Origin of the sequence: Rhizobium phaseoli (assembly GCF_010668805.1) — a bacterium.
GTDB classification, from domain to species: Bacteria; Pseudomonadota; Alphaproteobacteria; order Rhizobiales; family Rhizobiaceae; genus Rhizobium; species Rhizobium phaseoli_A.
Genome location: NZ_WUFT01000017.1, coordinates 90,632 through 113,631 on the forward strand (window position 1 = coordinate 90,632; position 23,000 = coordinate 113,631).

At 60.2% G+C, this 23,000-nt stretch carries 24 protein-coding genes; 9 read left to right on the top strand and 15 right to left on the bottom strand.

All coding sequences use genetic code 11. The features are described from left to right. The 7 genes from GR197_RS23995 to GR197_RS24025 form a co-directional block, all read right to left on the bottom strand. Complete coding sequence (locus GR197_RS23995; protein WP_164014057.1) at nt 1-972, bottom strand: 2-hydroxyacid dehydrogenase; 972 nt, start codon at nt 970-972, stop codon at nt 1-3. Nucleotides 973-1,209: 237 nt separating this feature from the next. Further along, entirely contained in the window at nt 1,210-2,331 is a 1,122-nt protein-coding gene (locus tag GR197_RS24000) for a branched-chain amino acid ABC transporter substrate-binding protein (protein WP_164014059.1), read from the bottom strand. 120 nt (nt 2,332-2,451) lie between these two features. Continuing rightward, complete coding sequence (locus GR197_RS24005) at nt 2,452-2,805, bottom strand: DUF6867 family protein (RefSeq protein WP_164014061.1); 354 nt, start codon at nt 2,803-2,805, stop codon at nt 2,452-2,454. Between the two features lie 19 nt (nt 2,806-2,824). Next, nucleotides 2,825-3,568, bottom strand: a complete 744-nt coding sequence (locus tag GR197_RS24010; RefSeq protein ID WP_192815307.1) for an ABC transporter ATP-binding protein — start codon at nt 3,566-3,568, stop codon at nt 2,825-2,827. Next, nucleotides 3,568-4,443, bottom strand: coding sequence for an ABC transporter ATP-binding protein (locus tag GR197_RS24015; RefSeq protein ID WP_164014063.1), 876 nt, complete (start codon nt 4,441-4,443; stop codon nt 3,568-3,570). The genes GR197_RS24010 and GR197_RS24015 overlap by 1 nt, the downstream gene beginning before the upstream one ends. Continuing rightward, a complete protein-coding gene (gene livM, locus GR197_RS24020) occupies nt 4,443-5,834 on the bottom strand; it encodes a high-affinity branched-chain amino acid ABC transporter permease LivM (protein ID WP_164014065.1) in 1,392 nt (463 codons plus the stop codon). Before livM ends, GR197_RS24015 begins: the two co-directional genes overlap by 1 nt. 4 nt (nt 5,835-5,838) lie before the next feature. Continuing rightward, a complete protein-coding gene (locus GR197_RS24025) occupies nt 5,839-6,741 on the bottom strand; it encodes a branched-chain amino acid ABC transporter permease (protein ID WP_007630700.1) in 903 nt (300 codons plus the stop codon). Nucleotides 6,742-7,277: 536 nt separating this feature from the next. Here GR197_RS24025 and cysQ point away from each other — a divergent pair. Next, nucleotides 7,278-8,075 carry a 3'(2'),5'-bisphosphate nucleotidase CysQ gene (gene cysQ / locus GR197_RS24030; protein ID WP_164014066.1) on the top strand — a complete coding sequence of 266 codons (798 nt, stop codon included), beginning with the start codon at nt 7,278-7,280 and terminating at the stop codon, nt 8,073-8,075. Between the two features lie 697 nt (nt 8,076-8,772). Next, nucleotides 8,773-9,498, top strand: coding sequence for a sugar transferase (locus GR197_RS24035; RefSeq protein ID WP_164014068.1), 726 nt, complete (start codon nt 8,773-8,775; stop codon nt 9,496-9,498). A gap of 436 nt (nt 9,499-9,934) precedes the next feature. Here the strand turns inward: GR197_RS24035 and GR197_RS32490 are convergent, their stop codons facing one another. Beyond that, nucleotides 9,935-10,231, bottom strand: a complete 297-nt coding sequence (locus GR197_RS32490) for a hypothetical protein (RefSeq protein WP_246724675.1) — start codon at nt 10,229-10,231, stop codon at nt 9,935-9,937. A 415-nt stretch (nt 10,232-10,646) separates the two neighbouring features. Between GR197_RS32490 and GR197_RS24045 the strand changes: the two genes are divergently transcribed. Next, nucleotides 10,647-10,922 carry a DUF1153 domain-containing protein gene (locus GR197_RS24045; RefSeq protein WP_007533628.1) on the top strand — a complete coding sequence of 92 codons (276 nt, stop codon included), beginning with the start codon at nt 10,647-10,649 and terminating at the stop codon, nt 10,920-10,922. A 20-nt stretch (nt 10,923-10,942) separates the two neighbouring features. Here the strand turns inward: GR197_RS24045 and GR197_RS24050 are convergent, their stop codons facing one another. Further along, nucleotides 10,943-11,488 carry a paraquat-inducible protein A gene (locus tag GR197_RS24050; protein ID WP_204330365.1) on the bottom strand — a complete coding sequence of 182 codons (546 nt, stop codon included), beginning with the start codon at nt 11,486-11,488 and terminating at the stop codon, nt 10,943-10,945. A gap of 62 nt (nt 11,489-11,550) precedes the next feature. Here GR197_RS24050 and GR197_RS24055 point away from each other — a divergent pair, with 62 nt between their 5' ends. Next, the gene (locus GR197_RS24055) at nt 11,551-11,829 is read left to right on the top strand and encodes a GNAT family N-acetyltransferase (protein ID WP_003590529.1); all 279 of its coding nucleotides are present in this window, start codon (nt 11,551-11,553) and stop codon (nt 11,827-11,829) included. A 150-nt stretch (nt 11,830-11,979) separates the two neighbouring features. Here the strand turns inward: GR197_RS24055 and GR197_RS24060 are convergent, their stop codons facing one another. Then, nucleotides 11,980-12,330, bottom strand: a complete 351-nt coding sequence (locus GR197_RS24060) for a hypothetical protein (RefSeq protein ID WP_026188505.1) — start codon at nt 12,328-12,330, stop codon at nt 11,980-11,982. A 435-nt stretch (nt 12,331-12,765) separates the two neighbouring features. Between GR197_RS24060 and ctrA the strand changes: the two genes are divergently transcribed. Further along, nucleotides 12,766-13,467, top strand: a complete 702-nt coding sequence (gene ctrA, locus GR197_RS24065) for a response regulator transcription factor CtrA (RefSeq protein WP_003542362.1) — start codon at nt 12,766-12,768, stop codon at nt 13,465-13,467. 178 nt (nt 13,468-13,645) lie between these two features. Here the strand turns inward: ctrA and GR197_RS24070 are convergent, their stop codons facing one another. Both GR197_RS24070 and chpT read right to left on the bottom strand, forming a co-directional pair. Then, nucleotides 13,646-14,008, bottom strand: a complete 363-nt coding sequence (locus tag GR197_RS24070; protein WP_164014071.1) for a response regulator — start codon at nt 14,006-14,008, stop codon at nt 13,646-13,648. A 120-nt stretch (nt 14,009-14,128) separates the two neighbouring features. Further along, nucleotides 14,129-14,776, bottom strand: coding sequence for a histidine phosphotransferase ChpT (gene chpT / locus GR197_RS24075; RefSeq protein WP_164014073.1), 648 nt, complete (start codon nt 14,774-14,776; stop codon nt 14,129-14,131). 194 nt (nt 14,777-14,970) lie between these two features. Between chpT and GR197_RS24080 the strand changes: the two genes are divergently transcribed. Both GR197_RS24080 and GR197_RS24085 read left to right on the top strand, forming a co-directional pair. Then, the gene (locus GR197_RS24080) at nt 14,971-15,558 is read left to right on the top strand and encodes a DUF1134 domain-containing protein (RefSeq protein ID WP_164014074.1); all 588 of its coding nucleotides are present in this window, start codon (nt 14,971-14,973) and stop codon (nt 15,556-15,558) included. A gap of 116 nt (nt 15,559-15,674) precedes the next feature. After that, nucleotides 15,675-16,835 carry a hypothetical protein gene (locus tag GR197_RS24085; protein WP_164014075.1) on the top strand — a complete coding sequence of 387 codons (1,161 nt, stop codon included), beginning with the start codon at nt 15,675-15,677 and terminating at the stop codon, nt 16,833-16,835. Nucleotides 16,836-16,894: 59 nt separating this feature from the next. Here the strand turns inward: GR197_RS24085 and GR197_RS24090 are convergent, their stop codons facing one another. Both GR197_RS24090 and GR197_RS24095 read right to left on the bottom strand, forming a co-directional pair. After that, the gene (locus GR197_RS24090; RefSeq protein ID WP_164014076.1) at nt 16,895-17,719 is read right to left on the bottom strand and encodes a TrmH family RNA methyltransferase; all 825 of its coding nucleotides are present in this window, start codon (nt 17,717-17,719) and stop codon (nt 16,895-16,897) included. 7 nt (nt 17,720-17,726) lie between these two features. Next, complete coding sequence (locus tag GR197_RS24095; RefSeq protein ID WP_164014077.1) at nt 17,727-18,113, bottom strand: hypothetical protein; 387 nt, start codon at nt 18,111-18,113, stop codon at nt 17,727-17,729. A 41-nt stretch (nt 18,114-18,154) separates the two neighbouring features. On the opposite strand from GR197_RS24095, the gene GR197_RS24100 reads away from it, so the two are divergent. Next, nucleotides 18,155-19,180: an RluA family pseudouridine synthase gene (locus GR197_RS24100; protein WP_164014078.1), complete on the top strand. Its 1,026-nt coding sequence runs from the start codon at nt 18,155-18,157 to the stop codon at nt 19,178-19,180. A 180-nt stretch (nt 19,181-19,360) separates the two neighbouring features. Next, a complete protein-coding gene (gene rpoH, locus GR197_RS24105; protein ID WP_164014079.1) occupies nt 19,361-20,269 on the top strand; it encodes an RNA polymerase sigma factor RpoH in 909 nt (302 codons plus the stop codon). Between the two features lie 207 nt (nt 20,270-20,476). On the opposite strand, the gene GR197_RS24110 is transcribed toward rpoH, so the two are convergent. After that, nucleotides 20,477-22,972, bottom strand: a complete 2,496-nt coding sequence (locus GR197_RS24110) for a hypothetical protein (RefSeq protein WP_164014080.1) — start codon at nt 22,970-22,972, stop codon at nt 20,477-20,479. Between the last annotated feature and the right edge of the window lie 28 nt (nt 22,973-23,000).

The window sequence follows — 23,000 nt, forward strand, 5'->3', positions numbered from 1 at the left end:
TCAAACCACCCGATCCGGTAGCTCCCTGCCCTCGAAGAATGCCGTCACGTTGTCGACCACCTTCATGCCCATGGCAGTCCGCGTCTCTTCCGTAGCGCTGCCGAGATGCGGCAGCACCATGACATTCTCCATCAGCCGCAGCGCCTCCGGCACGTCAGGTTCCGCCTCGTAGACGTCAAGCCCGGCGCCGCGGATCGTGCCTGTCTCCAGGGCTGCAATCAGCGCCGCCTCATCCACCACGTCACCGCGCGCCGTATTGATGAGAAAAGCATTCGGCTTCATTGTCGAAAGCCGCGCCGCATTTATCAAGTGCCGGTTCTCTGCTCCGCCAGGGCAGTGCAACGAAACGAAATCGGCAGCCGCCAGCACGTCCTCGATCGTCGGCAATTGCCGTGCGCCGTACCGCGCCGCCTCCGCGGGATCGACGGTCGAGCGATTGAAGAACACGACATCCATGCCGAAGCCGAAATGGCAGCGCTGCGCGAACGCCTTGCCGATCCGGCCGAAGCCGATGATGCCGACCGTCTTGCCGGTGACCTTCGTGCCGATCATATGGGTCGGGCACCAGCCCTTCCATTGGCCGCCGCGCACCTGCCGCTCGCCTTCGCCGCCGCGCCGGGCAATGGCAAGCAGCAGCAGCATGGCGATATCGGCCGTACAGTCGGTCAGCACGCCCGGCGTGTTCGTCACCGCAATGGCCCTCGCTTTGGCGGAGGCGATGTCGATGTGATTATAGCCAACGCCAAAATTCCCGAGGATCTTGGTGACCACAGGCGCGCCTTCGAAGACGGCGGCCGGCAACCGGTCGGAAACCGTCGGCAGCACCGCATCATAGGTAGAAAGCGCTAGCCTCAGCTCGTTCTCGCCGAGCGGACTGTCGTTGCCGTTGAGCGTCACGTCGAAACGGTCGGCAAGAATGGCCTCCACCGCGGCTGGCCAGCGCCGGGTGACGAGAATGCGGGGTTTGGACATGGCGGCTCCACTCGACGCTTCAAAAGGATGCCGAGAGTTAAAGCATGACGCGCAAAAATGTGCAGCGATTTTGCGCTAACGACTTGGGTAAAAACAAAGACCTAAAGCGCGAGGAGCGAATCTGAAGATCGCGACGCGCTTTAGACCAGCTAGGCGGGACCTGGAACGTCTCGCAAAAAGAAAGAAGCCCGGTCGGAACCGGGCTTCGATAATCATCGCTCACAAAGGCAGCGAAACTTACATGCCCTGCGGGACGTAAGTGTACTTGCCGTCCGCGCCCTTCTTCCATTCGTACATGATGTAACCAGGAATCTTCGGGTCGCCCTTTGCATCGAACGAAATGTCGCCGAGAACTGTCGGGAACGGACCCTTTTCCTTCATGGCCGTGGCAACGGCCTCAGGATCCACCGAACCGGCAGCCTTGGCGGCACCGACGATCGCCTGCATCGCAGCATAGGAATAGAGCGTGTAGGCTTCCGGGTTGAAACCGGCGGCCTTGAACTTTTCGACGAGTTCCTTGTTGGCCGGGTTCAGCGTCGGATCAGGACCGAAAGTGTTCAAGGTACCGGCGACAGCGTCGCCAGCGATCGAGGCCAGTTCGTTCGAAACGATACCGTCGCCCGAAACCAGCGTTGCCTTCAGGCCCTGATCGGCCGCCTGGCGGATGATGAGACCAGCTTCCGTGTGCAGGCCGCCCCAATAGATGATCGAGACGCCGGCTTCCTTCATCTTGGCGATGAGGGCCGAGAAGTCCTTGTCGCCGACGTTGATGCCTTCGTACATGACTTCCGTCAGACCGGCGGCATTCATCGCCTTCTTGGTTTCGTCAGCAAGACCCTGACCGTAGGGGGTCTTGTCGTGAACGACGGCGATCTTGGCGTCCTTGAAGTGATCGGCAAGATACTTGCCGGCGATGGCGCCCTGCTGGTCGTCACGGCCGCAGGTACGGAACGTGTTCCAGAGGCCTCGTTCCGTAAACTTCGGGTTCGTAGCGGCCGGGGTGACTTCGAGGATACCGTTTTCGGCATAGACTTCCGAAGCCGGGATCGAAACGCCAGAGTTGAAGTGGCCGATGACGAACTTGACGCCGTCAGCAACGAATTTGTTGGCAACCGAGATGCCCTGCTTCGGGTCGGAGACGTCGTCGCCGAGCTCGAGCTTGATCTGCTCGCCGTTGATGCCGCCCGCAGCATTGATGTCGGCGGCCGCCTGCTCGGCGCCCTTCTGGAGCTGAGCGCCGAACGCGGCGTTCGGGCCAGTCAGCGGACCAGCGACTGCGATGAGGACGTCGGCCCATGCGTTGCCGCTGAAGGCGACCATCGCCGTCAGAGCCACTGCCGACAGAAGAGACTTCTTCATATTGTTACTCCCAATTTTTGGGCGGGTTCCGGTCCAAGGCCCAGCGCACTACCCACCATTGACTGCGCTAGGAAAGCTGTTCCACTCTGAAGGCAATTCATGCCTAGTTTCAACGGACTGTCAATGTTTGTCCTTCCACGAAAACGCGGAAGTTTTTTCATACAGCCAGTAATAGTTGTTGACCATCTGATTGGTGCGGCGAAAGCGGAAGCCGGCGGTCGAGAAGACCAGCAGCGTTACGAAATCGATGCAGTAGTAGAGGGTGCTGAGCATCGGCCCATCAAATAGGGCGTGGTGCAGGAACTGCATCGCCCAGGCGAGCAGGAAGGTGTAGACGACGGTCAGCGGATAGTCATTCCAGCCTTCGGCAACCGCCTTGCCGGCGCGCCAGGCCGTCCAGAAGCCGATCAGCACGACGATCGCGCGAATGATCAAGCGGGCGCCGGTATCGCTTTCGAAGAAAAGTCCCTGCATATCAAACTCTCCCTTCGAGCTAGTGTCTTCCGCCTTCGAGATAAGCGGCACGGACTTCAGGATTGGCGAGCAGCTCCTTGCCGGAGCCGCTCATCGTTACCTTGCCGTTCACCATCACGTAAGCGCGGTGCGAAAGCCTGAGGGCGGCGAATGCGTTCTGCTCGACGAGGAATACGGTCAGCCCCTCCTGTTCATTGAGCTTCCGAATCGCCTCGAAGATGCCCTTGACGATTAGCGGCGCAAGACCAAGCGAGGGTTCGTCGAGAAGCAGCAGCTTCGGGCGCGCCATCAGCGCGCGGCCGATCGACAACATCTGTTGCTCGCCGCCCGAAAGCGTGCCGCCGCGCTGGGCGTGGCGTTCCTTGAGGCGAGGGAAGAGCGTGAAGATCTTCTCGACGTCCTCGGCGAAGTATTTGAGTTTATCCAGGCCCGCGCCCATCTGAAGGTTTTCCAGAACGGTCATGCGCGGGAAGATGCGGCGGCCTTCCGGCGACTGCGCGATGCGCAGGCGAGCGATTTCGTGGGTCGGCATGCGGGTGATGTCACGGCCTTCGAAGACGACTGAGCCGGTACGGGCCTGCGGGCTCCCGCAGATCGTCATCATCAGCGTCGACTTGCCGGCGCCGTTGGCGCCGATCAGGCTAACGATCTCGCCCTTTTTTACCTGGACATCGATGCCGGCCAGCGCACGAATATTGCCATAATAGGTTTCGACGCCATTCACCTGAAGGAGCGGTTGACCCGTCATTACTTCATCGCCCATCAGTTTGCGCCTCCTTCGAGCTGCTCGACGGTTGCGATCACCTCTTCCACTTCCTCATCCTCGACACCGAGATAGGCCGCGATGACCTTCGGATCGTTCTTCACGTGATCCGGCGTGCCATCGGAAATCTTCTGGCCGTATTCGAGAACGACGACGTGGTCGGAGATTTCCATGACCACCGACATGTCATGCTCGATGAGCAGGATAGATGTTCCGGTTTCGGCACGGATGCTCTGCAGCAGCGCATTGAGGGTTGCTGATTCCCGCGGGTTCAGGCCGGCGGCCGGTTCGTCAAGGCAAAGCAGCTCGGGTCCGGTGCACATGGCACGAGCGATCTCGAGACGCCGCTGGGCGCCGTAGGGCAGATCGCCTGCCGGATCGTCGGCGCGGTCGATCAGATCGGCCTTCTCCAGCCAATGGCGCGCAAGCTCGATTGATGCGGCCGCCTCCCGTTTGTAGGAACCGATGCCGATGAGGCCGAGGATCGTATAACCCGACGCCTTCATCAGCTTGTTGTGCTGCGCGACGAGCAGGTTTTCGAGAACCGTCAGGCCGGAGAACAGCCGGATGTTCTGGAAGGTGCGCGCCACCTTGGCTTCCTTGGTGATGCGAAAGTCCGGCAGACGCTCCAGCAGGTACTGCTTCCCGCTCTTCTGGTTGAGCGTGATCATCCCCATCGTCGGCTTGTAGAAGCCGGTGATGCAGTTGAAGACGGTGGTCTTGCCGGCACCGTTCGGCCCGATCAGCGCGGTGATATCGCCGCGCTTGGCTTCGAATGAGAAGTCGTTGATGGCCATCAGGCCGCCGAACTTCATCGACAGGTGTTCGACCTTGAGAAGCGTATCGCTGGACATGGTGTTGGTGACGGGGCTCATCAACCATGGCCCTCCTTGATGAAGCTTCCGGATATTGCCTTGCGCGCCTTGAGGAAGGCGGTCGGTTCACGCGAACCGACGAAACCGCGCGGCTTGAACAGCATGACCACGACCATGGCGAGGCCGAAGATCAGCATGCGATACAATTCTGGCGTGAAAGTCGGCCCGAAGATCACTTTCAGGAAGTCCATTTCGCGCAGCAACTCGGTGCCGCCGACCATGACGATTGCGGCGATCGCGATGCCGGTCAGAGAACCCATGCCGCCGAGCACGACGATGGCGAGAATGACGGCCGATTCTAAGAAGACGAAGGATTCCGGCGAAACGAAGCCCTGACGGGCAGCAAAGAAGGAGCCGGCGAAACCGGCAAACATCGCTCCCGTCGCAAAGGCCGTGAGTTTGGTCGTCACCGTATTGATGCCGAGCGAACGGCAGGCGATCTCGTCTTCGCGCAACGCTTCCCAGGCGCGTCCGATCGGCATGCGGCGCAGCCGGATGGTCACGTAGGCGGTCAGCATGCAGAGCGCCAGGATAAGGTAAAAAAGGAAGATCTTGTAGTAAGCCGAGGACATCGGCAGGTGAAAAAGCTTGGCGAAGCCGCCGGCCGTCGCATCGAACGGAATGCCGAAGAGCGTCACCTTGGGAATGCTCGAGATACCGAAAGTCCCCTTGGTGACATCCGTCCAGTTGATGATGACGAGGCGGATGATTTCGCCGAAGGCGAGCGTCACGATGGCGAGGTAGTCGCCGCGCAGGCGCAGCACCGGGAAGCCGAGGATGACACCCCAGAGTGCGGCGAAAATGCCGGAAAGCGGCAGCAGCACCCAGAAGGACAGGCCGAAATGGCTCGAAAGCAGCGCGTAGGAATAGGCGCCGACCGCGTAGAAGGCGACATAGCCGAGATCGAGAAGACCGGCGAGGCCGACGACGATGTTCAGCCCCCAGGCAAGCATCACATAGATCAGGATCTGGATGCCGAAATTGTCGACATATGTCAGCGAGCCCTGAGGCCCTTTGATCGCCACCACCACCATGGGATAAAGCAGCAGCGCGATCAGCGCGATCTTTAGGAAATGCCGGTGGAAGAAGCTCTTCTCGGTTGAGATGGCGAGTTCACCCTGTCTCGCCTTTGCCAGCTTGCGACTGTCGAGATGCGGCCGCAGGAAAACCACCGTGGCGAAGCGGCCGATCGCGGCGACAGCGACGAAGATCGCAAGCAGCCCCCAGCGCTGGACGATGATCAACTCGTTGTTGATGTTCTGGTCAGTCTTGAGGCCGACATACAGGACGAACATGCCGAACGACAGGATGGCGGCGAAAAGAGCTTCGGTAAGGCCTTTACGGACAAGTCCTGCATCGGGCTTGCCTGCGGAATTATCAATGTTTGCCATGACGTTACACCTTCTCGACTTCCGGCCGTCCAAGAATACCCGTCGGCTTGAAGATCAGCACGAAAGCGAGGATGGCGAAGGTCGCGACATCCTTGTACGCGATGGTGAAATAAGCCGACCACAGCGATTCGATCAGGCCGATCATCAACCCGCCGAGAACCGCGCCCGGCAGCGAGCCGATGCCGCCGAGAACGGCTGCCGTAAATGCCTTGACACCCGGCGTGAAGCCGTCGGCGAACGAGGCGACACCATAATACATTAGGTACATCGTGCCGGCGACGGCAGCCAGTGCCGCACCCATAACGAAGGTGATCGAGATGGTCTGGTCGACATTGACGCCGAGCAGCGCCGCCATCTTGCGATCCTGCTCCGTGGCGCGCTGGGCACGGCCGAGTGCGGTACGATTGACGATGTACCAAAAGACGGCGAGCAGCACGACCGTGATCACGATGATGACGATCTGTTTCAGCGAAACCGAGATGTTGCCGAACTGATAGACCGAGCTAATCATCGGCGGGATCGGCTTGTTGCGCGGACCCTGCGTCACCTGGATGAAATTGGACAGTACGATCGACATGCCGATGGCGGTGATCAGCGGCGCCAGGCGGAAGGAACCGCGCAGCGGACGGTATGCGACGCGCTCGATCGTCCAATTCCACAAACTCGTCATCAGCATCGCGACAACAAGCATCGCCAGCAGCAGAACCGCCACCGGAAGACCTGCGAAGATGGATGTGAGGACGAGAAAGACGATAAGAGCGGCGAAACCACCGAGCATGAAAATGTCGCCATGGGCGAAATTGATCATGCCGATAATGCCGTAAACCATCGTATAGCCAATAGCCACAAGGCCATAGATGGATCCGAGCGTCAGCCCATTGAAGAGCTGCTGGACGAAATACTCCATATGTCGTTTTCCCCTGGATACGAGCCCAACAGGCTGCATCTCTTTTTGGTTCTTTGGTTCCCCGTTTCAGAGAACCTCATAGGCCGAATGCATACCGGTTTCGTTGGAAATGTGAAGACAAAAAGGATTTACTCCGACAAATTCTTGTCCGAACAGGCCTAACTGGCGCATTTTGAACCAAAATCCACAGAAAATCGGCAAGGAAGGACCTATTTTTGGTCATAAACCGCCGGTGAGTTAACGATCCGAAGATGTCGCCGTCGATTTTCTACGCCGTTTGTCGCGTAAGCTATTCCATAGAATTGGAAGATGGCGCAAATTCAAACCCCGACCCACGTTCTTTTACGAATACCATTTCACCAGCACGCGCCCGATCTTCGTCTGACACCACTGAAAAGTTATGGTAGCATCGGGAAACTGCGGTATCGGGGATGCAGAGCGCGACGGGAAGCACCATATCAAGCATGTGGTGAAAGGGATGGTTTGCGGATGAGCGACCGTGGGGTGCTCACCGCATGGCGAACGGCAAAAGGACAATGCTGAGGACATTTGAACGGGCGGCGCTCGAAGCCGGCAAGGCCATTATCACAGTCTTGCGCAATGGCTTTCCCGTCGCCATGAAAGCGGATGCAAGTCCAGTGACGGTCGCCGACGAGGAGGCCGAACGCATCATCCTTGCTCATCTCGCCAGAGATTATCCCGAAATACCGGTCGTCGCGGAAGAATCGGTCGCCGCCGGAAAGGTGCCCCACATCGCCGGCCGAGGCTTCTTCCTGGTCGACCCTCTCGACGGCACGCGCGAATTCGTCGATGGGCGGCAGGAATTCACCGTCAACATCGCCTATATCGAGGACGGTGGCCCGGTGGCCGGCATCGTCTATGCGCCGGCACTCGGCCTTGCCTTCTCGGGAGAACGGGGCCGGGCGCAAAGGCTCGTCGTGACCGATGAGTTCGCGGTTGGCGCACGCGCCGCAATCGCCGTGCGCGAACAGCCGGACGACAGGCTGGCGCTTGCAAGCCTTCGTCACAACAGCCCGGAGACCGGAAACTTCCTCGCCCACCACGCGATCTCCAAATGCACCAATATCGGCTCCTCGCTGAAATTCTGCCTGCTGGCCGAAGGCAAGGCCGACGTCTATCCGCGCTTCACCCGTACTATGGAATGGGACACGGCGGCTGGCGATGCGGTGTTGCGCGCCGCCGGCGGTTCGACCGTGACGCTCGACGGCGCGCCGCTGACCTACGGCAAGACCGGAACTGCCGCCGATTTCGACTTCGCCAACCCGAACTTCATCGCCTGGGGCGGCACCAAACGCGTCCTTGAGCCGGTGTAGCCACCCGCAGCAATCCCTGAACGTCGGGCAGCGGCGGCGCCATTTCTCGCACCGTACCAATTTCTGCACCTGCCGCGGCAGTCGCAACCGGCCTCGGCCGGGAGCCCGTCCCTTCTCTCCTAATGTCTGCCGGAAGTCGGCAGCGGTTCCAGGACAACAACACGCGCTTTAGAATCGAGTGGCTCTCGACGCGACCGGACCGTCGGCAGCAGTCTGAGAGTGATTCGCAAACAGCATTGGGGGAGATCAAATGATTCTAGGGTGAGTCCCGGATTTCCATCTTCCGACGCCGGATCGTGACCCGTTCCGCCTTGATTTTGTCATATTCCGACACAGTTTGAGAATGATCGAGCAGCCTCGCCAAAAAGTTTTCGCGTCGGCAATCGTTAAAATTACCGTATGACGACCGTCGGTCGCGTGCCGAAACAGCACGTAGGAACACCCCCGGAACCCCTCGCCAAAGGCCTAGAAACCTTGACGAAATTCCAATTATTAACGCAATATCATGAGCTTGCCTCAACTTAACGCAAATGCGAAAGATTTGCTGCGATGCGATATTTCTCTGGACACCATTACACAATTGTCGCATTTTTCCGTTTTAGTAGGGTTACCAAGACCTGAGTGCAGCCCTGGTGACAGGGTAAACCATTGATCGCCTATTGCCGCCGCACCCCTCGAAGACAACAGAGTACGATCCTTGAGCATCACGGAACTAAACAACAGCATTTCGACAGAGTCCTTCAGGCCAAGCCGCCGCCAGCAGCCCAGCCCGAAGATCCAGACCCCTGTCATCCATAGCGATGCGCCGCAGGCGCCGTGGATGGATCTCGTCTTGAAGCGGGCGTTCGACATCGTTTCGTCGTTGAGCGCCCTCCTCGTCCTCGCCCCTTTCCTTCTGTTCGTCGCCTTGTTGATCAAGCTCGACAGCCCGGGACCGGTGCTTTTCAAGCAGACCCGCTGGGGCAAGAACTGCAAGACCATCAAGGTCTACAAGTTCCGCTCGATGCGCACCGATCTCTGCGATGTCTCGGGTATTGCCCAGACGGTGAAGAACGATCCGCGCATCACCCGCGTCGGCGCCATTCTTCGCCGCACCAACGTTGATGAACTGCCGCAGTTGCTGAACGTGCTGATGGGTCACATGTCCGTCGTCGGTCCGCGCTGCCACGCAATCGGCATGCGCGCCGGCGGCATGCTCTACGAAGAGCTCGTTCCGGAATACCATCAGCGCCATGCCATGCGTCCCGGCATGACGGGCCTTGCCCAGATGCGCGGCCTGCGCGGCCCGACCGATCGTCCGGCCAAGGCGCGCGCGCGCATCGTCAGCGATCTCTATTACGTCGGGAATTTTTCGATTGTGATGGATATCCGCATCATTGCTGGAACCGTCGTGTCGGAGCTGACCCGCGGAAAAGGTTTCTAGGCTTTATGAAAGGGACCGGCTGCTTCAGCAGCCGGTCCCGCAATGCTCGGGCGGCCGCCTGCATGCCGCCGACCAAACGAGCTTGCGCATTGCGCTCCTCAGATAATCCGAAACGTATGCGACGAGAGATCGAAATGATCGTGACTCGTCGCTGCTCTTGCCGGCCGCCAACCAGCGCGCGCATTCGATTTCGCGCCGGGTAAGCCTCGCCGACCGGCCGCCCGCAGAACTGCATCTTCGCAGAACCTTGGCCAGAAGTTCGATGCGCCCATGACGCAGCGCATCGCGTGCGCTGCGTGGACATGAGGCAAGCACCTGAAAAGGCGAAGATGTATTATTTCAGGTCATCGTCGTGCGAGCACGAAGGCGAAAGCATTCTTCAGCGCATGCATCTGAAAGATGCGGGTTGAGGCGGCGTTTTTGGCAATGCCGCCCGCTAACGCCCCCTCCTTACAGAAGATTCGACACGATCGTCCGCTTCGCCACGATCACCAATCTGATGCAATAGAAGACATCGGCCGCCCCGCAAAAGCCGGCAAGACTTCCCTCCGAGTTGCCGGTCAGCCGAACTTCGATGAAAGCCGTGCGGTCGCTTCTCGGGAAAGCCGAGGGCAAAATAAAAATCGAAGTCCGCAAGCTTTGTCATCTCGCCGAGCCGCTCCTTGCCGGCGTTCGGCGCGACCGTTCCGTGACGGCGAAAATCCAGCATCCTCAATGCAATCGCCGCGCGCATGCTCACTTCTTTTCATCTTCGTACCACGTATGGCCTGCTTCAGTCGAACCTCGCCGTTGGCAGTAAAAGGTTCCGAGCCGGGGCATTGGCAAAGACGACTTTTGCACTGCATCCGACGAGCCCGGTCACCAAAAACGCGAGCTGGACTGGTACACAGGAAAGAACGGAGAAGATGTCTTGCGCTCTGCCCTATACCCAGCGCTACAAAGATCATCCCGGGAAATCAGTCCTATTTCTTCGGCGCGCCCCTTTTTTGCAGGCGCACCATATTGACGGTCTGCAGATGGCCGTCCCAGGCCACCGGCCGCGCCAGGGCATCTAAATTTGTTATCAAAGTCTTACGATGAGTTTAGGCAATTTTTAAATGTGGCAGGCTAGAGTGGCGTCCGTGGTCTTGCGTTGTGTAGAGAGTCCAATGACCGAAATGATACGTCCCCGAGTTAAATATGTCATCGGCCCCGATGGCAGCCCCCTGACGATCGCGGATCTTCCGCCGCCCAATACGCGGCGCTGGGTGATCCGCCGGAAGGCAGAGGTTGTCGCGGCTGTTCGCGGTGGCCTGTTGAGCTTGGAAGAGGCCTGCGAGCGTTATACGCTCACGGTCGAAGAATTCCTCTCCTGGCAGTCATCGATCAACAGCCATGGCCTTGCCGGCCTGCGCACCACGCGCATCCAGCAATATCGCCACTGATCGCACGCCATCATCGACATCTATTTCGGGCCGGACGCATCTCCCGTCAGGGAATGAAGAAGGCCCGAAATCATTGACGAGGCGGCGTAACACCAGAGGCCGGGCTGGGTGAAGGCATTTGCCAGTCCCGTTGTCTTCGCCGCCGCAATGACGATCGCGACCAGCAGCACGTCCATCATTGACCACTTGGACAGATGCGGCACGACGCGACGATAAAACAGGCTGCCGGCCCCACCGCCGGCAGTCGTCACTTCCGCGGCAATGCCGATCATCTTCAGAAGCGGGAGCAGGATCGAAACCAATGCGACGATCGCCGCCAGCAGCCCATCCCCTCCCTGCCAGAGCGAGACGACGATTTCGATGAGCGATGGGGTCCGATCGAAGAAATACAGCGTCTCGAAACGGACCAGCGGCAAGATGAGACCGAGCGCCAGGAGGAATGGCGCAGCCACGAGCAGGACGGGGCGGATCATCGAAAACGTTCTCATAGGTCCGAATCTCGCGCCGACCCGACATTTTTCATGAACACTCCGTCTCCTCCAGCAATCGCCTTGCCGGCTTGGCATGATCGCGTCGCCGTGTCACCGTCGCCGACGACAATATCCCCATCCCTCAGCGAGGAAAGATAATGGACATTCGAAACGAGGAAGGCGCTTCCGGCGGTCGTTATGCGACCGAGGTCGAAGGGCACGAAGCCGAGATGACCTATTCGCGCACCTCGGCGAAACTCGTGATCGTCGATCACACCGCCGTTCCCGATGCGCTGCGCGGCAAGGGCGTCGGCCAGGCATTGGCGCTGCACGCGGTGGAAGCGGCCCGGACCGGAGGCTGGAAGATCATCCCGCTCTGCCCTTTCTTCAAGGCACAGGCGCAACGCCATCCGGAATGGCACGATGTCGTGAACTGATCTTTGCTGCCCAAACGGCTGCGATTTCCGAGTGGGTGATAGAGTGTAAAACGGCGAAACACCAAAAGCCATGTATGACGGACAGCGCGCCCGTCATACATGGCTTCTCAGTGGCGATCGCCAGGGCGCCGAAGTCGGCGCCCTCCGTTCTTACGCCCTTGCGCGGGCGCCGCTGTCACGCTCTTCCAGCGCCGTCGCTCTTGCATATTCGGCCTGCATCTCCTCGAGCGCCATTTCCAGCGTCTCTTCCTGCATCTTCAGTTCCTTGATCGAAACCTGCAGGTTATCGGCCCGCTGACGCGCGGCCTTGGCGAAGGTCGGATAGGCAAAGTGATTCGGATCTGAGATACCGGACTTCTTTTCCTCGACGACGATCTGGCTTTCCAGATCCTTCGTCATTCGTTCGAATTCGGACATCATCATCTGCAACTGTTGCAATTGACGTCGTTTTTCGTTCACCTGAAACTCTTTCAGGCGAACGAGACTCTCTCGCGACTTCATACGCATTACTCCCGTGATGCGAGACCCCGGCTCAACTTGAAACCGCCCTGCGCGCCGCTTTGACACGGTTTGCTAAAAAATTTCCTGCGATATTAACAAATACCTACCGCTGGTAACCTTTCGTTTACGGGCATCGTTAATGATAGGCCAGATGATTTAAGGGTCGGTAAATGCCGCGGCATGAAGTTCGAACCTTTTCATTGGCGAGTCGGATGAATCACTTAGCGTCTTTTCCTAATGTAAAAGTTTAGGAGCGCCATTTGAGATTCCTATTGGAAAACAGAGAAATGGAAAAAATATTTAATAAATTCGATACTCCTTGCCAGAGTGAATTAGAATTTGTTAACCATTTCGTGGCAGCCTCCAAATCACGTAGCGTGTTCGGTATCGTGTAGGGGGCCAGACCACCTTTCGGCGGCGGTAAAGGGGATAATTATGCGGGTACTTCTCATCGAGGATGATAGCGCGACGGCGCAGAGCATCGAGTTGATGCTGAAATCAGAAAGTTTTAATGTTTATACCACCGATCTCGGTGAAGAAGGCGTCGATCTGGGCAAGCTGTATGATTATGACATCATCCTTCTCGATCTGAACCTGCCCGACATGTCCGGATATGAAGTGCTTCGCACGCTCCGGCTGTCCAAGGTCAAGACACCGATTCTCATTCTGTCGGGCATGGCCGGCATCGAAGACAAGGTTCGCGGCCTCGGCTTCGGCGCCGACGACTACATGACCAAGCCCTTCCACAAGGACGAACTCGTCGCCCGCATCCATGCTATCGTCCGCCGCTCCAAGGGCCACGCCCAGTCGGTCATCATGACTGGCGAACTGATCGTTAATCTCGACGCCAAGACTGTCGAAGTCGGCGGCCAGCGTGTCCACCTGACGGGCAAGGAATACCAGATGCTGGAGCTGCTTTCGCTCCGCAAGGGCACTACCCTCACCAAGGAAATGTTCCTGAACCACCTTTATGGCGGCATGGACGAGCCGGAACTGAAGATCATCGACGTCTTCATCTGCAAGCTCCGCAAGAAGCTCGCCAACGCCGCCGGCGGCGCCAACTACATCGAGACCGTCTGGGGCCGTGGCTACGTTCTGCGCGAGCCGGATGGTGCCGAATACGCCGAAACCGCCTGATTTTCCGATCCCCCTTATCGGACAACGAAAATCCCGCCCTTCCGGCGGGATTTTTCGTTTCTGCCCGGCAATAAGAATCCGTCTTGATCGGGACTGGATCGGCACAAAGGGAAAACAGTGTCTGCGGCCGAACGTGCTTACACCTTCGGCATCATGCTGCATGGGGAGAGGCATGCCATCAGGCAGCGATCGCGCGATTTCCGAAGACGGCGGTCAAGATCTTGCGATCGAACGGCTTCAGCAGGAAGTCGGTGGCACCGGCCCGTTTGCCCGCCATCAGCTTCTTCAGATCCGCCTCGACGACGCAGTAGTAAATCTTGACCTCTTTGCCGCCGTCCATGGCGCGGATGGCGGCGATGAGTTCGAGAGCGCCTTCCATACCGGAATCGACGACCAGATATTCCGGCAGCTCCGCCTGGCAGCGCTGCAGTGCTTCACCAGCGTTGGCGGCCTCGCTGACGAGAAAGTCGAGTTCAGAGAGAATGCGCTTGCCGACCTTGCGGACGATATCCGAATTATCGGTGATCATGAACCTTTGCATGGGCGCTCCTTTGCCCCCGCATTCGTCGCAGCAAGAGGCCTCTTACAACCCTGGAGGATAGGTCCATCAGGCTAAGGAATCGTTACCGGACGGGCGCGTGCACCCGCCCTCGCTCCGAAATCAGCCAGCGGCGGCCACCGCAGTGAACACCAACTCTTCGGGGCTGGCGCTGTGATCAAGCGTCATTCCGCATTCCTGCGCCAGAAGCACGGTGTAATAGGGCTGGATCGAATGAGCGTCGATCGCCTCCTCGATGGTGCCGGTCGATATCTCGACGAATTTCGGCGGCAAGCGCATCAGTTTCCCTTTGGCCGTGAGCTTGAACCTAGCATCGAACTCGGGATTCTCAAGCGTTACTTCGAGCACGCCACCGCGCGGGATGGCGGAATAGGCGACCAGAAAAAGGTTGAGCAGCAGCTTGACGCGGTTCTTGGCGACGATGGCGCGCGGCCCGTTCCAGATCACCTCGGTCTTCTTCTCGGCGACGGCGAAATCCTTGGCTGCACGTTCGGCCTCGCCGGTGTCGATCGAGGCGCCGACAGAACCCGAAGCGCCAAAGGCGAGGCGTGCGAATTTCAGGCGGACGGAGGCGTTGAGCGCGCTGGTGCGGATCAGGTCCATCGCATCGGCATCGGCGCCACCCTCATCCAGGAGTTCCAGGCCGTTGTTGATCGCACCGACCGGTGAGATGACATCGTGGCAAACGCGGCTGCAAAGAAGCGCGGCCAGATCCGGGCCGGCCAAGGTGAGATTAAGGTTCTTGGACATCATCGTCTCCTGAGGGGCAGCAATTTCATTGCGCCCGGGAATATGCTTCATCAAAATTGCGCGAAGTTTGCGATCGTATTCGGTGCCATAATGACACCATATTTGGTAAACCGATTGTTAAGATCATCGGCGCAAAATGCACCAATCGCCGCGAGCGCTTGCCCGCTCCAGCCAAACGACGAACGGATGATACCATGCGCCCTCGATTTCCGCACCGATTCATCGACTTCTACAGGTTGCTTTCGGCCCTCGTCTTCTCCTCGCTAATGATTGCCGGACCTGCCTCCGCCCAGGACAACGGCCAGTACACGATGCAGGAAATCGTCGACGCCGGCCACTCCTTCTTCGGTTCCGCCAGCGGCGGACTTGCCAAAGTCGTCGAGAGTGCCTTCCAGAAATACGGCCTGCCAAATGGCTATATTCTCGGACAAGAGGGCGGCGGCGCCTTCATCGCCGGTCTTACCTACGGCGAAGGTCAGTTGAACACCAAGAACGCCGGCGAACATAATCTCTACTGGCAGGGTCCCTCGCTCGGCCTCGATTACGGCGGCCAGGGCTCCCGCGTGATGATGCTGGTCTACGACCTGCCCTCCGTCAACGGTATCTATGCCCGGTTCGGCGGCGTCAGCGGCTCGGCCTATGTGATCGCCGGCTTCGGCATGACGCTGCTCAAGAACAATGACGTCCTGGTCGTGCCGATCCGCACCGGCGTCGGTGCCCGCTTGGGTATCAATGTCGGCTATCTGAAGATCACCCAGGCGCCGACCTGGAACCCCTTCTGAGGCTGCAAGGCCGCTGGAATCTATCCCCGCCCGCATCAGCGGCCTTGCCATGCGGGTCCTGCGTGCTTAATCATCGCGGCTGACCCCGTATCAACCTTCGAATCGATGGCCGCGCCGTGATCGAATATGCTCTCTTGTTCGGATTGGGCTTCCTGACCGCGGCCTTCCTCGTTTTTCTGGTCTCACCCGCCGTTCACCGCCGCATTGTCTGGTATACCGAGAACCGCTTGAAGGCGACCATGCCGCTGAGCCCGCAGGAGGTTCGCGCCCAGAAGGATATGGTGCGCGCGCTCTATGCCGCTGAAAATGCCCGGACCGCCCAGGACCTTCTGCGTGAGCGGGAGAAATCCCTGTCGCTCCAGCTTCGCCACGACGCGCTTGCCGTCGATGCAGGCAGGCTTGCCGCCGATATCGGCGAATTGCAGGCCCAGATCGGCGAGATGCATGTCGAGGCCGCCGAGCAGCGCTCGCATCTGCGCAAGGACGAGAATTATATCAGTCAGTTGAAGACCAATCTGCATATTGCCGAACAGTCCGTTGCCAACAAGGAGAGCGAACTGGCGACGATGAGGACGCGGCTGAGCAAGCTCGGCGAACAGACCGATGGACTGAGGATCGACCTGGCTGCACGCGAGACCGAGGCGGAGAGCCTGAAATTTCGCGCCAACGCCTTGCGCGACGAACGAGACACGTTGCGCCAGGACGTCACCCTGCTGCAGAAGCGCGCCAAGGATGCCGAACAGAAACTGACGCAGCAGCAGCACATGGTGATCCGCCTGGAGGATAAGGCCGCGCGCGACAGCGCGTCCGCCGCCGAAAAGGAAACCCTGGTCGCTCGCCGCCAGCAGGAGATCGTCAAGTTGAAGGAACAGTTGAAGGCCGCCAATGCCGAGATCCGCAAGGTCAACCGCGTGCTACGCGACGCCGGTCTTGCCGGGATGGCCGCGGAGTTGCCGGCGGAATTGGCGGCCGAAGATACGACGACATCCACGCTCGACGCCGCCGTTGTCACGGCTGAGATCGGCCAGGATGTCCGCAAACGCAGCGCCGCCCTTGCTGAGCGCTTGCAAAAGGCAAAGGCCGCGCCCGGACGCGATGGCGCGATCCGCGAGGAGATCGCCTCGATCGCCGCCAACATGGTGGCGCTGACCGCACTCAACGAAGGTCCCTCATCGCCGATCCGCACGCTTCTAGCGGAGGCTGCGGAAAAGAACCCGAACGATCGCGTCAGCCTTGCCGACCGGGCAACGGCGATCATCGCCGATCCCCAGCGCTGAGACCTGCAGCAATTCAGTATGCTACGGCGTCCTTCGCGTGTCTAAAAAGACGTTGTAATTTAGATCCGACCCATGGCGGAAGCTATGGAAAACAGCGCGATCCCCGTCGCCGTCGCGGCGTTAAGACTGTCGAGTTCCTCCGACTGTGGAATGCGCGCGCTCTGAAAGCGCGCAAGCAGCGCCTCCGGCAACCCCTCCCCCTCCGTGCCGACGACGAGCGCCATACGCATGGAAGCCGGAATGGCGCGGATATCGGTCTTGCCGTGCGGCGAAAGCGTCCAGATGGCAAAGCCCCGGTCGGCAAGTGCCAGAAGCATATCCAGCGCCTTGCCGCCGCGCCGGTGCGGAACGCTCAGCACCGAACCAACCGAAACACGCAGCGCCTTGCGGTAGAGCGGATCACAGCTGGTTTCGTCGAGCAGCACTGCATCGGCTCGGAAGGCGGCTGCATTGCGGAACATCGAGCCGGCATTGTCATGATTGGAGATGCCGCAGCCGACGAGGACCAGAGCCCGTTCCGGCAGCGCGTCGAGAAGTGCCGCCTCCCCACGATCCTCTCGCCGGCCGAGTGCGAGTACGCCGCGATGCAGATGGAAACCGACGACGCCGTTCAGCACATCGGCCTCGGCGACAAAGACCGGCACATCGGCCGGCAGTCGTTCCAGGATCGGCAGAACGCCGTCGACGCGGTTGCGCAGCAGCAGTATCTTCTCGGCGAAAAAGCCGCGGTCTCCCAGGTGCGCCTCGGCGAGCATGCGCAGCACGACGGTGCCTTCTGCGATGAAGCGCTTCTCTCGGCCCGTCAGGTCGCGCTCGCGGATGTTGCGGAATTCCGCGACCCGCGGATCGTCGGCGCTGTCGATGGCGATCGGGACGGCGGCCATGCCCGCCTCAATTGCCCGAGACGGTGAGATCGACGACGGTGCGGCCAGTCCTGAAATCGAAGACCAGCGCCTTGCTCTTACCCTCGGCCGTCTCGCCGTAAAACAGGATCTGCCCTGCAGAGAACGAAGTGGACTGCACCTTGAAGCCGAGCGGCAGGGAAACTGTCGCCGAAAGCGGCGCATCCGAGGGCACGCCGGAGGCGGAAACCGTCGCCGCTGTGTCCTTCGGTTCGCTGTGCATCGTCTTGTAGACAACCGCCCCGAAGACCGCCATAAGGCTCACGAACATGATGGCGCCGGAAACGATCTGCAGGCGGACCATCTTGCGCCGGACACTTTCCATCGCCGGATCAAGGGGCTTCTCTTCCTGATCGTCTGGCTCGATAGCTGTCATCTGTGCGTCCCATTCTAAAAATACGTCGGAGAAGAAGCGTCTTGAGCGACCCCTTTAAACAAGCAGCAGGCAATAGAAAAGTCCTGACCGCCGATGAAACCGCAGAAGGCCGGCTCGACACCTGGCTGACGGCACAGGTCGCCGAGGAATTTTCGCGCAGCCGGATCAAGGCGCTGATCAAGGACGGCCAGGTTCTTCTGCGCGGCGAACCCGTCACCGACCCCCAGCGCAAGGTGCGCAACGGCGACAGTTTCGAAATCACGCTGCCCGAGCCGGAAGACCCGACGCCGCAAGGCGAGGATATTCCTCTCAATATCCTCCATGAGGACGAAGACGTCATCGTCATCTCCAAGCCTTCCGGTCTCGTCGTACATCCCGGGGCCGGCAACTGGACGGGAACGCTGGTCAACGCGCTGATCTATCATTGCGGCGATACGCTCTCCGGCATCGGTGGCGTGCGCCGGCCTGGAATCGTCCACCGTCTGGACAAAGACACGACAGGGGTCATGGTCGTCGCCAAGAACGACATTGCCCATCGCCACCTCTCGCTCCAATTTGCCGACCATGGCCGCACCATGCCGCTCGAGCGCGCCTATCAGGCCGTCGTCTGGGGCCGGCCCCGCACGCTGACGGGCACGGTCGACGCGCCGCTTGGCCGCGCCACCGGCGATCGCACGCGCCGCGCCGTCAAGCGCCCCGACAGTCATGACGCCGACGAGGCGATCACCCATTACGAGGTGGTCGAGCGCTTCCAAGAAAAACCCGACGCGACCGCGCTTGCCTCACTGGTCGAGTGCCACCTCGAAACCGGCCGCACCCACCAGATCCGTGTCCATATGGCTCATATCGGCCATCCGTTGCTTGGTGACACGGTTTACGGCGCTGGCTTCAAAACCAAGGCCAATATCCTGCCCCAAGACATCCGCAAGGTCGTCAACGGTTTCGGTCGCCAAGCGCTGCATGCCTTCATGCTGCAGTTCGAGCATCCCCGCACCGGCGAAATCATGCATTTCGAAGTGCCGCTGCCGGATGATATGGTAGAACTGGTCCAGTCATTGCGGGGATAGAGACGTCTGCGAACCCTTCTCACAGCTGCGTGAGCAGCACCTTGAACCGCCGTTTCGCCACACTTATCTGTACATTGACTTAGTGCGGGCTCCCATTAGAGCCGCATGTCCCGGTTTGCCTTTTCTAACGCGAGAACGCGTTGCCAACGGGAGCCGGAAGCCACTTTAGGAGGGTGCACTATGGCCCGAAATACATTGCCGTCCATTACCGCCGGCGAAGCCGGTCTCAATCGTTACCTCGACGAAATCCGCAAGTTTCCGATGCTTGAGCCGCAGCAGGAATATATGCTCGCCAAGCGTTATGCCGAACACGGTGATCCCGACGCCGCCCACCAGCTCGTCACCAGCCATCTTCGCCTCGTCGCAAAGATCGCGATGGGTTATCGCGGCTACGGCCTGCCGATCGGCGAAGTCGTCTCCGAGGGCAATGTCGGCCTGATGCAGGCCGTCAAGAAATTCGATGCTGAGCGCGGCTTCCGCCTTGCCACCTACGCTATGTGGTGGATCAAGGCCTCGATCCAGGAATATATTCTGCGGTCATGGTCGCTCGTGAAGATGGGCACGACCGCCAACCAGAAGCGTTTGTTTTTCAACCTGCGCCGGCTGAAAGGCCGTATCCAGGCAATTGATGACGGCGACCTGAAGCCGGAGCACGTCTCCGAAATCGCCACCAAGTTGAAAGTCTCGGAGGAGGAGGTCATTTCGATGAACCGCCGGCTGTCCGGCGACGCTTCGCTGAACGCGCCGATCAAGGCGGCCGAAGGTGACGGCGGCCAATGGCAGGATTGGCTGGTGGACGACCATGACAGCCAGGAAGACGTGCTGATCGAGCAGGATGAGCTCGACACCCGTCGGCGTATGCTGGCGAAAGCCATGAGCGTGCTGAACGAGCGCGAACGCCGTATCTTCGAGGCTCGCCGCCTCGCCGAGGATCCGGTGACCCTTGAAGACCTTTCGACCGAATTCGACATCAGCCGCGAACGCGTCCGTCAGATCGAGGTCCGCGCCTTCGAAAAGGTACAGGACGCTGTCCGCAAGGAAGCCCAGGAACGCGCCAAAGCCGTCCGGGTCGTCGAAGCGACGGCATAAACCTGCCGCGTGAGAATGCGTGTCGCCCGGAAGGTCGTAAGGGTTCCGGAATAACGACACTCGAATGCGCCTGATGAAGCGCGTTTTGATGCACGCGCTTTAGAATTGAAGAAGGCGGGTGCTTGCGGCCCGCCTTTCTGTTTTAATTCTCTTTTCGCAGCCTCGGCACCCTGTCACAGGCCGGAAAGCTGGCATGGCGGACAACAATCACTGGCTCGTCGACACATCCCCGAGCGCGGTCCATTCCTTGATCGCGGTATTGAAGGCGTCCGTTCCCGTGCCGCCTTTTTCCATCGTCAGTAGCGCGCGGCGACCGTTGCGGTAGGTGACTGGGATATCGATCCAGCTGCGGGTCGCCATCAGATCGAGATTGGCCTTGCGCGCATCGGGATAATCGTTGAGCGCGATCATGTGGAAATCGTCGGTGATCTTGGCCGGAACCGCGATCAGCGCATCGCCGCGGTCCTGCTCCGTGCGCTTCATCGAGATGCGCTGAACGCTGTCGATGCTGCCGCCTTCGAAATTCGGCGGCACCGAGAAGACGATCTCGACCAGATGGCTTGCCGGCAACGACGGATCGGAATTGCGTTTGAAGGTGACGAGAGCCGAGAGATTTCGCTCCGGCACAGTGACGTTGCCTTGCACCGTCGCCTCCTGGCGACCGCCCTGGCCGGCCTCGTGCTGCACGCTCCAGACGACCGATCCCTCGATCGCCGTCGGCGAGCTTTGACCGATACGTTCCTCATAGAGGAACATCTTTTGCGACGAACCGACGGGGGCGGTCTGCTGCGGCGATGCCGCGGGGCCGTTCGGCGTCAGCGTTTCGGCCGGTGCGACATCGCCCTGGGCGCTGGCAGGCGGCGTATCGGCGGCCGCGACATTCTGTTCGGCGACCGATTTTCCTTCCGCCGTCGGCGTCCCCGGCACCGTCGCCGGTCCGCTGTCGACCTCGGTTCCATCCGTCAGCAGCCGCTGAGTGAATTTCGAATTGGCCACGGCGCCGTCATTGTTCAATGACGCCACTTGCGGGTTCGGCTGGGCCGGCGCCACCGGGGTATTCTGTGCTCCTGGCGTGGTCGGCTGAGCTGGCGCCACCGCGTCCGGCTGAGCAGGCGTCGCGGAGCCAGCCAGCGGCGGCGTCTCGTTCCTGGTCGCCTGCGACGGTGCCGAACTGACGAGCCCGTCGACCATCGCCACCAGCGCCTCTCTGTTCATCCAGCCGGCATAGGCGCCGCCACCGATCAAGATGAGCGCGAAGATGAGTGTGATCACGGTGCCGATGCCGAAGCGGCGGCGCTTCGGCTCCATACGGAAACTTTTGCCCTGGAGCTTGGAGGCGACCATCTGGTCGATATCCATTCCCGGATTGGCATCATCGTCGTCAGTGGCAACAGAACCACGCCGGTCGTAGCCGCGCAGCGCCTTCGCCTCCCGCCAGTCCTGGCTCGGTGCTCCGGCCGCGGCCGCCGGCTTGCCGTCGTGGACTTCCGCGAAAATATCGACATCGTCGAAATGCGAAGCCACCGGCGTCTTCTTGTTGCTGCCGGCGTCGATCGGCGGCAGATCGTCGAAGGCGGCCGTCTCCCAGGAGAAACTCTCCTTGGCCGTCGGCATGACGGCCGCAGGCGCCACTTTTTCGAGGCTCGATATCACCTCTTCGAAGGCACGTGCCGAGACGTCGGCGGTGACTGGCGCCGTTTCCGAATATTGCCGGAGTTCCTCTTCCGCCCATTCGGTCTCGGCATCCTTCGGCGCCGGAGCCGGCGTTTCGGCGGCGGGCTCGCTCCAGATGGGATCGAAATGCGCTGCGGCATCGGCCTGCAGCGGCTCCTCGCGGCTATGTTCGACGAATTCCTTCGGACGATCGAACTCAACGACCGGCTCCACCAGCCGGTGGGCAGCATGGTCCAGGCCGCGCGCCACGCGTTGGGACGAGTCGATAGGCTCGTGCGCCTTCTCGGCAGCCGGCTCCTCGCTTTTCACCGTCGCCGGTTCGGCCGCAGATTCTTCGGCCTCTGTGGGATGCTGCTCGTCGGGATGATATTCGCCTGCTTCCTCGCGTTGCTCGGCAGGCGACTCCCAGCGCTCATCATCTGCAGGCCAAGCCTCGGCAGCGATGTCGCGTCCGTCACCGGAATGCCATTCCTCGGCCGGCGCTTCCTCTTCATGCGAGGGATGCCAGTATGTTTCGGCAGGAGCCGGTATCTCTGCCTGCGTGGGAGCCGTGGCCTCGGCCGCAACGGACGTGGGGAGGCTGGGGGCCTCGGAGAGAGGTTCCTCGTCCGCGAGCTCTTCCTGGGGCTCCTGCGGCGCGGCAGCTTCCACGTGATCCGGCTCGTCGGCGGGCCCAACCGCCTGCGGTTCCGCAGAGGCTTCGTAGGCCGGTTCTTCGACGACGGGCGCAGGCGTCGGTTCGCTTTCGTCGCGAACCGTCTGTTCCTCCGAGGATTCCAACGCGGGAACCGCGACAACCGCCGCCTCGAGCGGCAGCGCCTCGGAATGTTCGCCTTCCACTTCGCGGATGGCGGCCTCGAGCTTTTCGAGCTGGCGTTGCAGCATGGCTTCCGGCGGACGCGGCTTCATGTTCTCGAGCTGCCGCTGCACTGCGCCGCGGGCACGTTCGTAGACCTTCACCCGCATCTCGGGGGTATTTTCAGCTAGGCCGTCGACGGCCCGCCGAATAACTGCAATAAAATCCGCCATCAGTACTTTCTCAAGAAGTCCGGCACCC

Excerpts from the sequence above, each read along its gene's own strand:
- cysQ (WP_164014066.1), top strand. The coding sequence starts at position 7,278 with ATGCTGAGGACATTTGAACGGGCGGCGCTCGAAGCCGGCAAGGCCATT.
- GR197_RS24095 (WP_164014077.1), bottom strand. The coding sequence starts at position 18,113 with ATGACAGCTATCGAGCCAGACGATCAGGAAGAGAAGCCCCTTGATCCG.
- ctrA (WP_003542362.1), top strand. The coding sequence starts at position 12,766 with ATGCGGGTACTTCTCATCGAGGATGATAGCGCGACGGCGCAGAGCATC.
- GR197_RS24050 (WP_204330365.1), bottom strand. The coding sequence starts at position 11,488 with ATGCCAAGCCGGCAAGGCGATTGCTGGAGGAGACGGAGTGTTCATGAA.
- GR197_RS24015 (WP_164014063.1), bottom strand. The coding sequence starts at position 4,443 with ATGAGCCCCGTCACCAACACCATGTCCAGCGATACGCTTCTCAAGGTC.
- GR197_RS24080 (WP_164014074.1), top strand. The coding sequence starts at position 14,971 with ATGCGCCCTCGATTTCCGCACCGATTCATCGACTTCTACAGGTTGCTT.
- GR197_RS24005 (WP_164014061.1), bottom strand. The coding sequence starts at position 2,805 with ATGCAGGGACTTTTCTTCGAAAGCGATACCGGCGCCCGCTTGATCATT.
- livM (WP_164014065.1), bottom strand. The coding sequence starts at position 5,834 with ATGGCAAACATTGATAATTCCGCAGGCAAGCCCGATGCAGGACTTGTC.
- GR197_RS24000 (WP_164014059.1), bottom strand. The coding sequence starts at position 2,331 with ATGAAGAAGTCTCTTCTGTCGGCAGTGGCTCTGACGGCGATGGTCGCC.
- GR197_RS23995 (WP_164014057.1), bottom strand. The coding sequence starts at position 972 with ATGTCCAAACCCCGCATTCTCGTCACCCGGCGCTGGCCAGCCGCGGTG.
- GR197_RS24055 (WP_003590529.1), top strand. The coding sequence starts at position 11,551 with ATGGACATTCGAAACGAGGAAGGCGCTTCCGGCGGTCGTTATGCGACC.
- rpoH (WP_164014079.1), top strand. The coding sequence starts at position 19,361 with ATGGCCCGAAATACATTGCCGTCCATTACCGCCGGCGAAGCCGGTCTC.
- GR197_RS24070 (WP_164014071.1), bottom strand. The coding sequence starts at position 14,008 with ATGCAAAGGTTCATGATCACCGATAATTCGGATATCGTCCGCAAGGTC.
- GR197_RS24010 (WP_192815307.1), bottom strand. The coding sequence starts at position 3,568 with ATGGGCGATGAAGTAATGACGGGTCAACCGCTCCTTCAGGTGAATGGC.
- GR197_RS24110 (WP_164014080.1), bottom strand. The coding sequence starts at position 22,972 with ATGGCGGATTTTATTGCAGTTATTCGGCGGGCCGTCGACGGCCTAGCT.
- GR197_RS32490 (WP_246724675.1), bottom strand. The coding sequence starts at position 10,231 with ATGCGCGCGGCGATTGCATTGAGGATGCTGGATTTTCGCCGTCACGGA.
- chpT (WP_164014073.1), bottom strand. The coding sequence starts at position 14,776 with ATGTCCAAGAACCTTAATCTCACCTTGGCCGGCCCGGATCTGGCCGCG.
- GR197_RS24045 (WP_007533628.1), top strand. The coding sequence starts at position 10,647 with ATGACCGAAATGATACGTCCCCGAGTTAAATATGTCATCGGCCCCGAT.
- GR197_RS24025 (WP_007630700.1), bottom strand. The coding sequence starts at position 6,741 with ATGGAGTATTTCGTCCAGCAGCTCTTCAATGGGCTGACGCTCGGATCC.
- GR197_RS24090 (WP_164014076.1), bottom strand. The coding sequence starts at position 17,719 with ATGGCCGCCGTCCCGATCGCCATCGACAGCGCCGACGATCCGCGGGTC.
- GR197_RS24060 (WP_026188505.1), bottom strand. The coding sequence starts at position 12,330 with ATGAAGTCGCGAGAGAGTCTCGTTCGCCTGAAAGAGTTTCAGGTGAAC.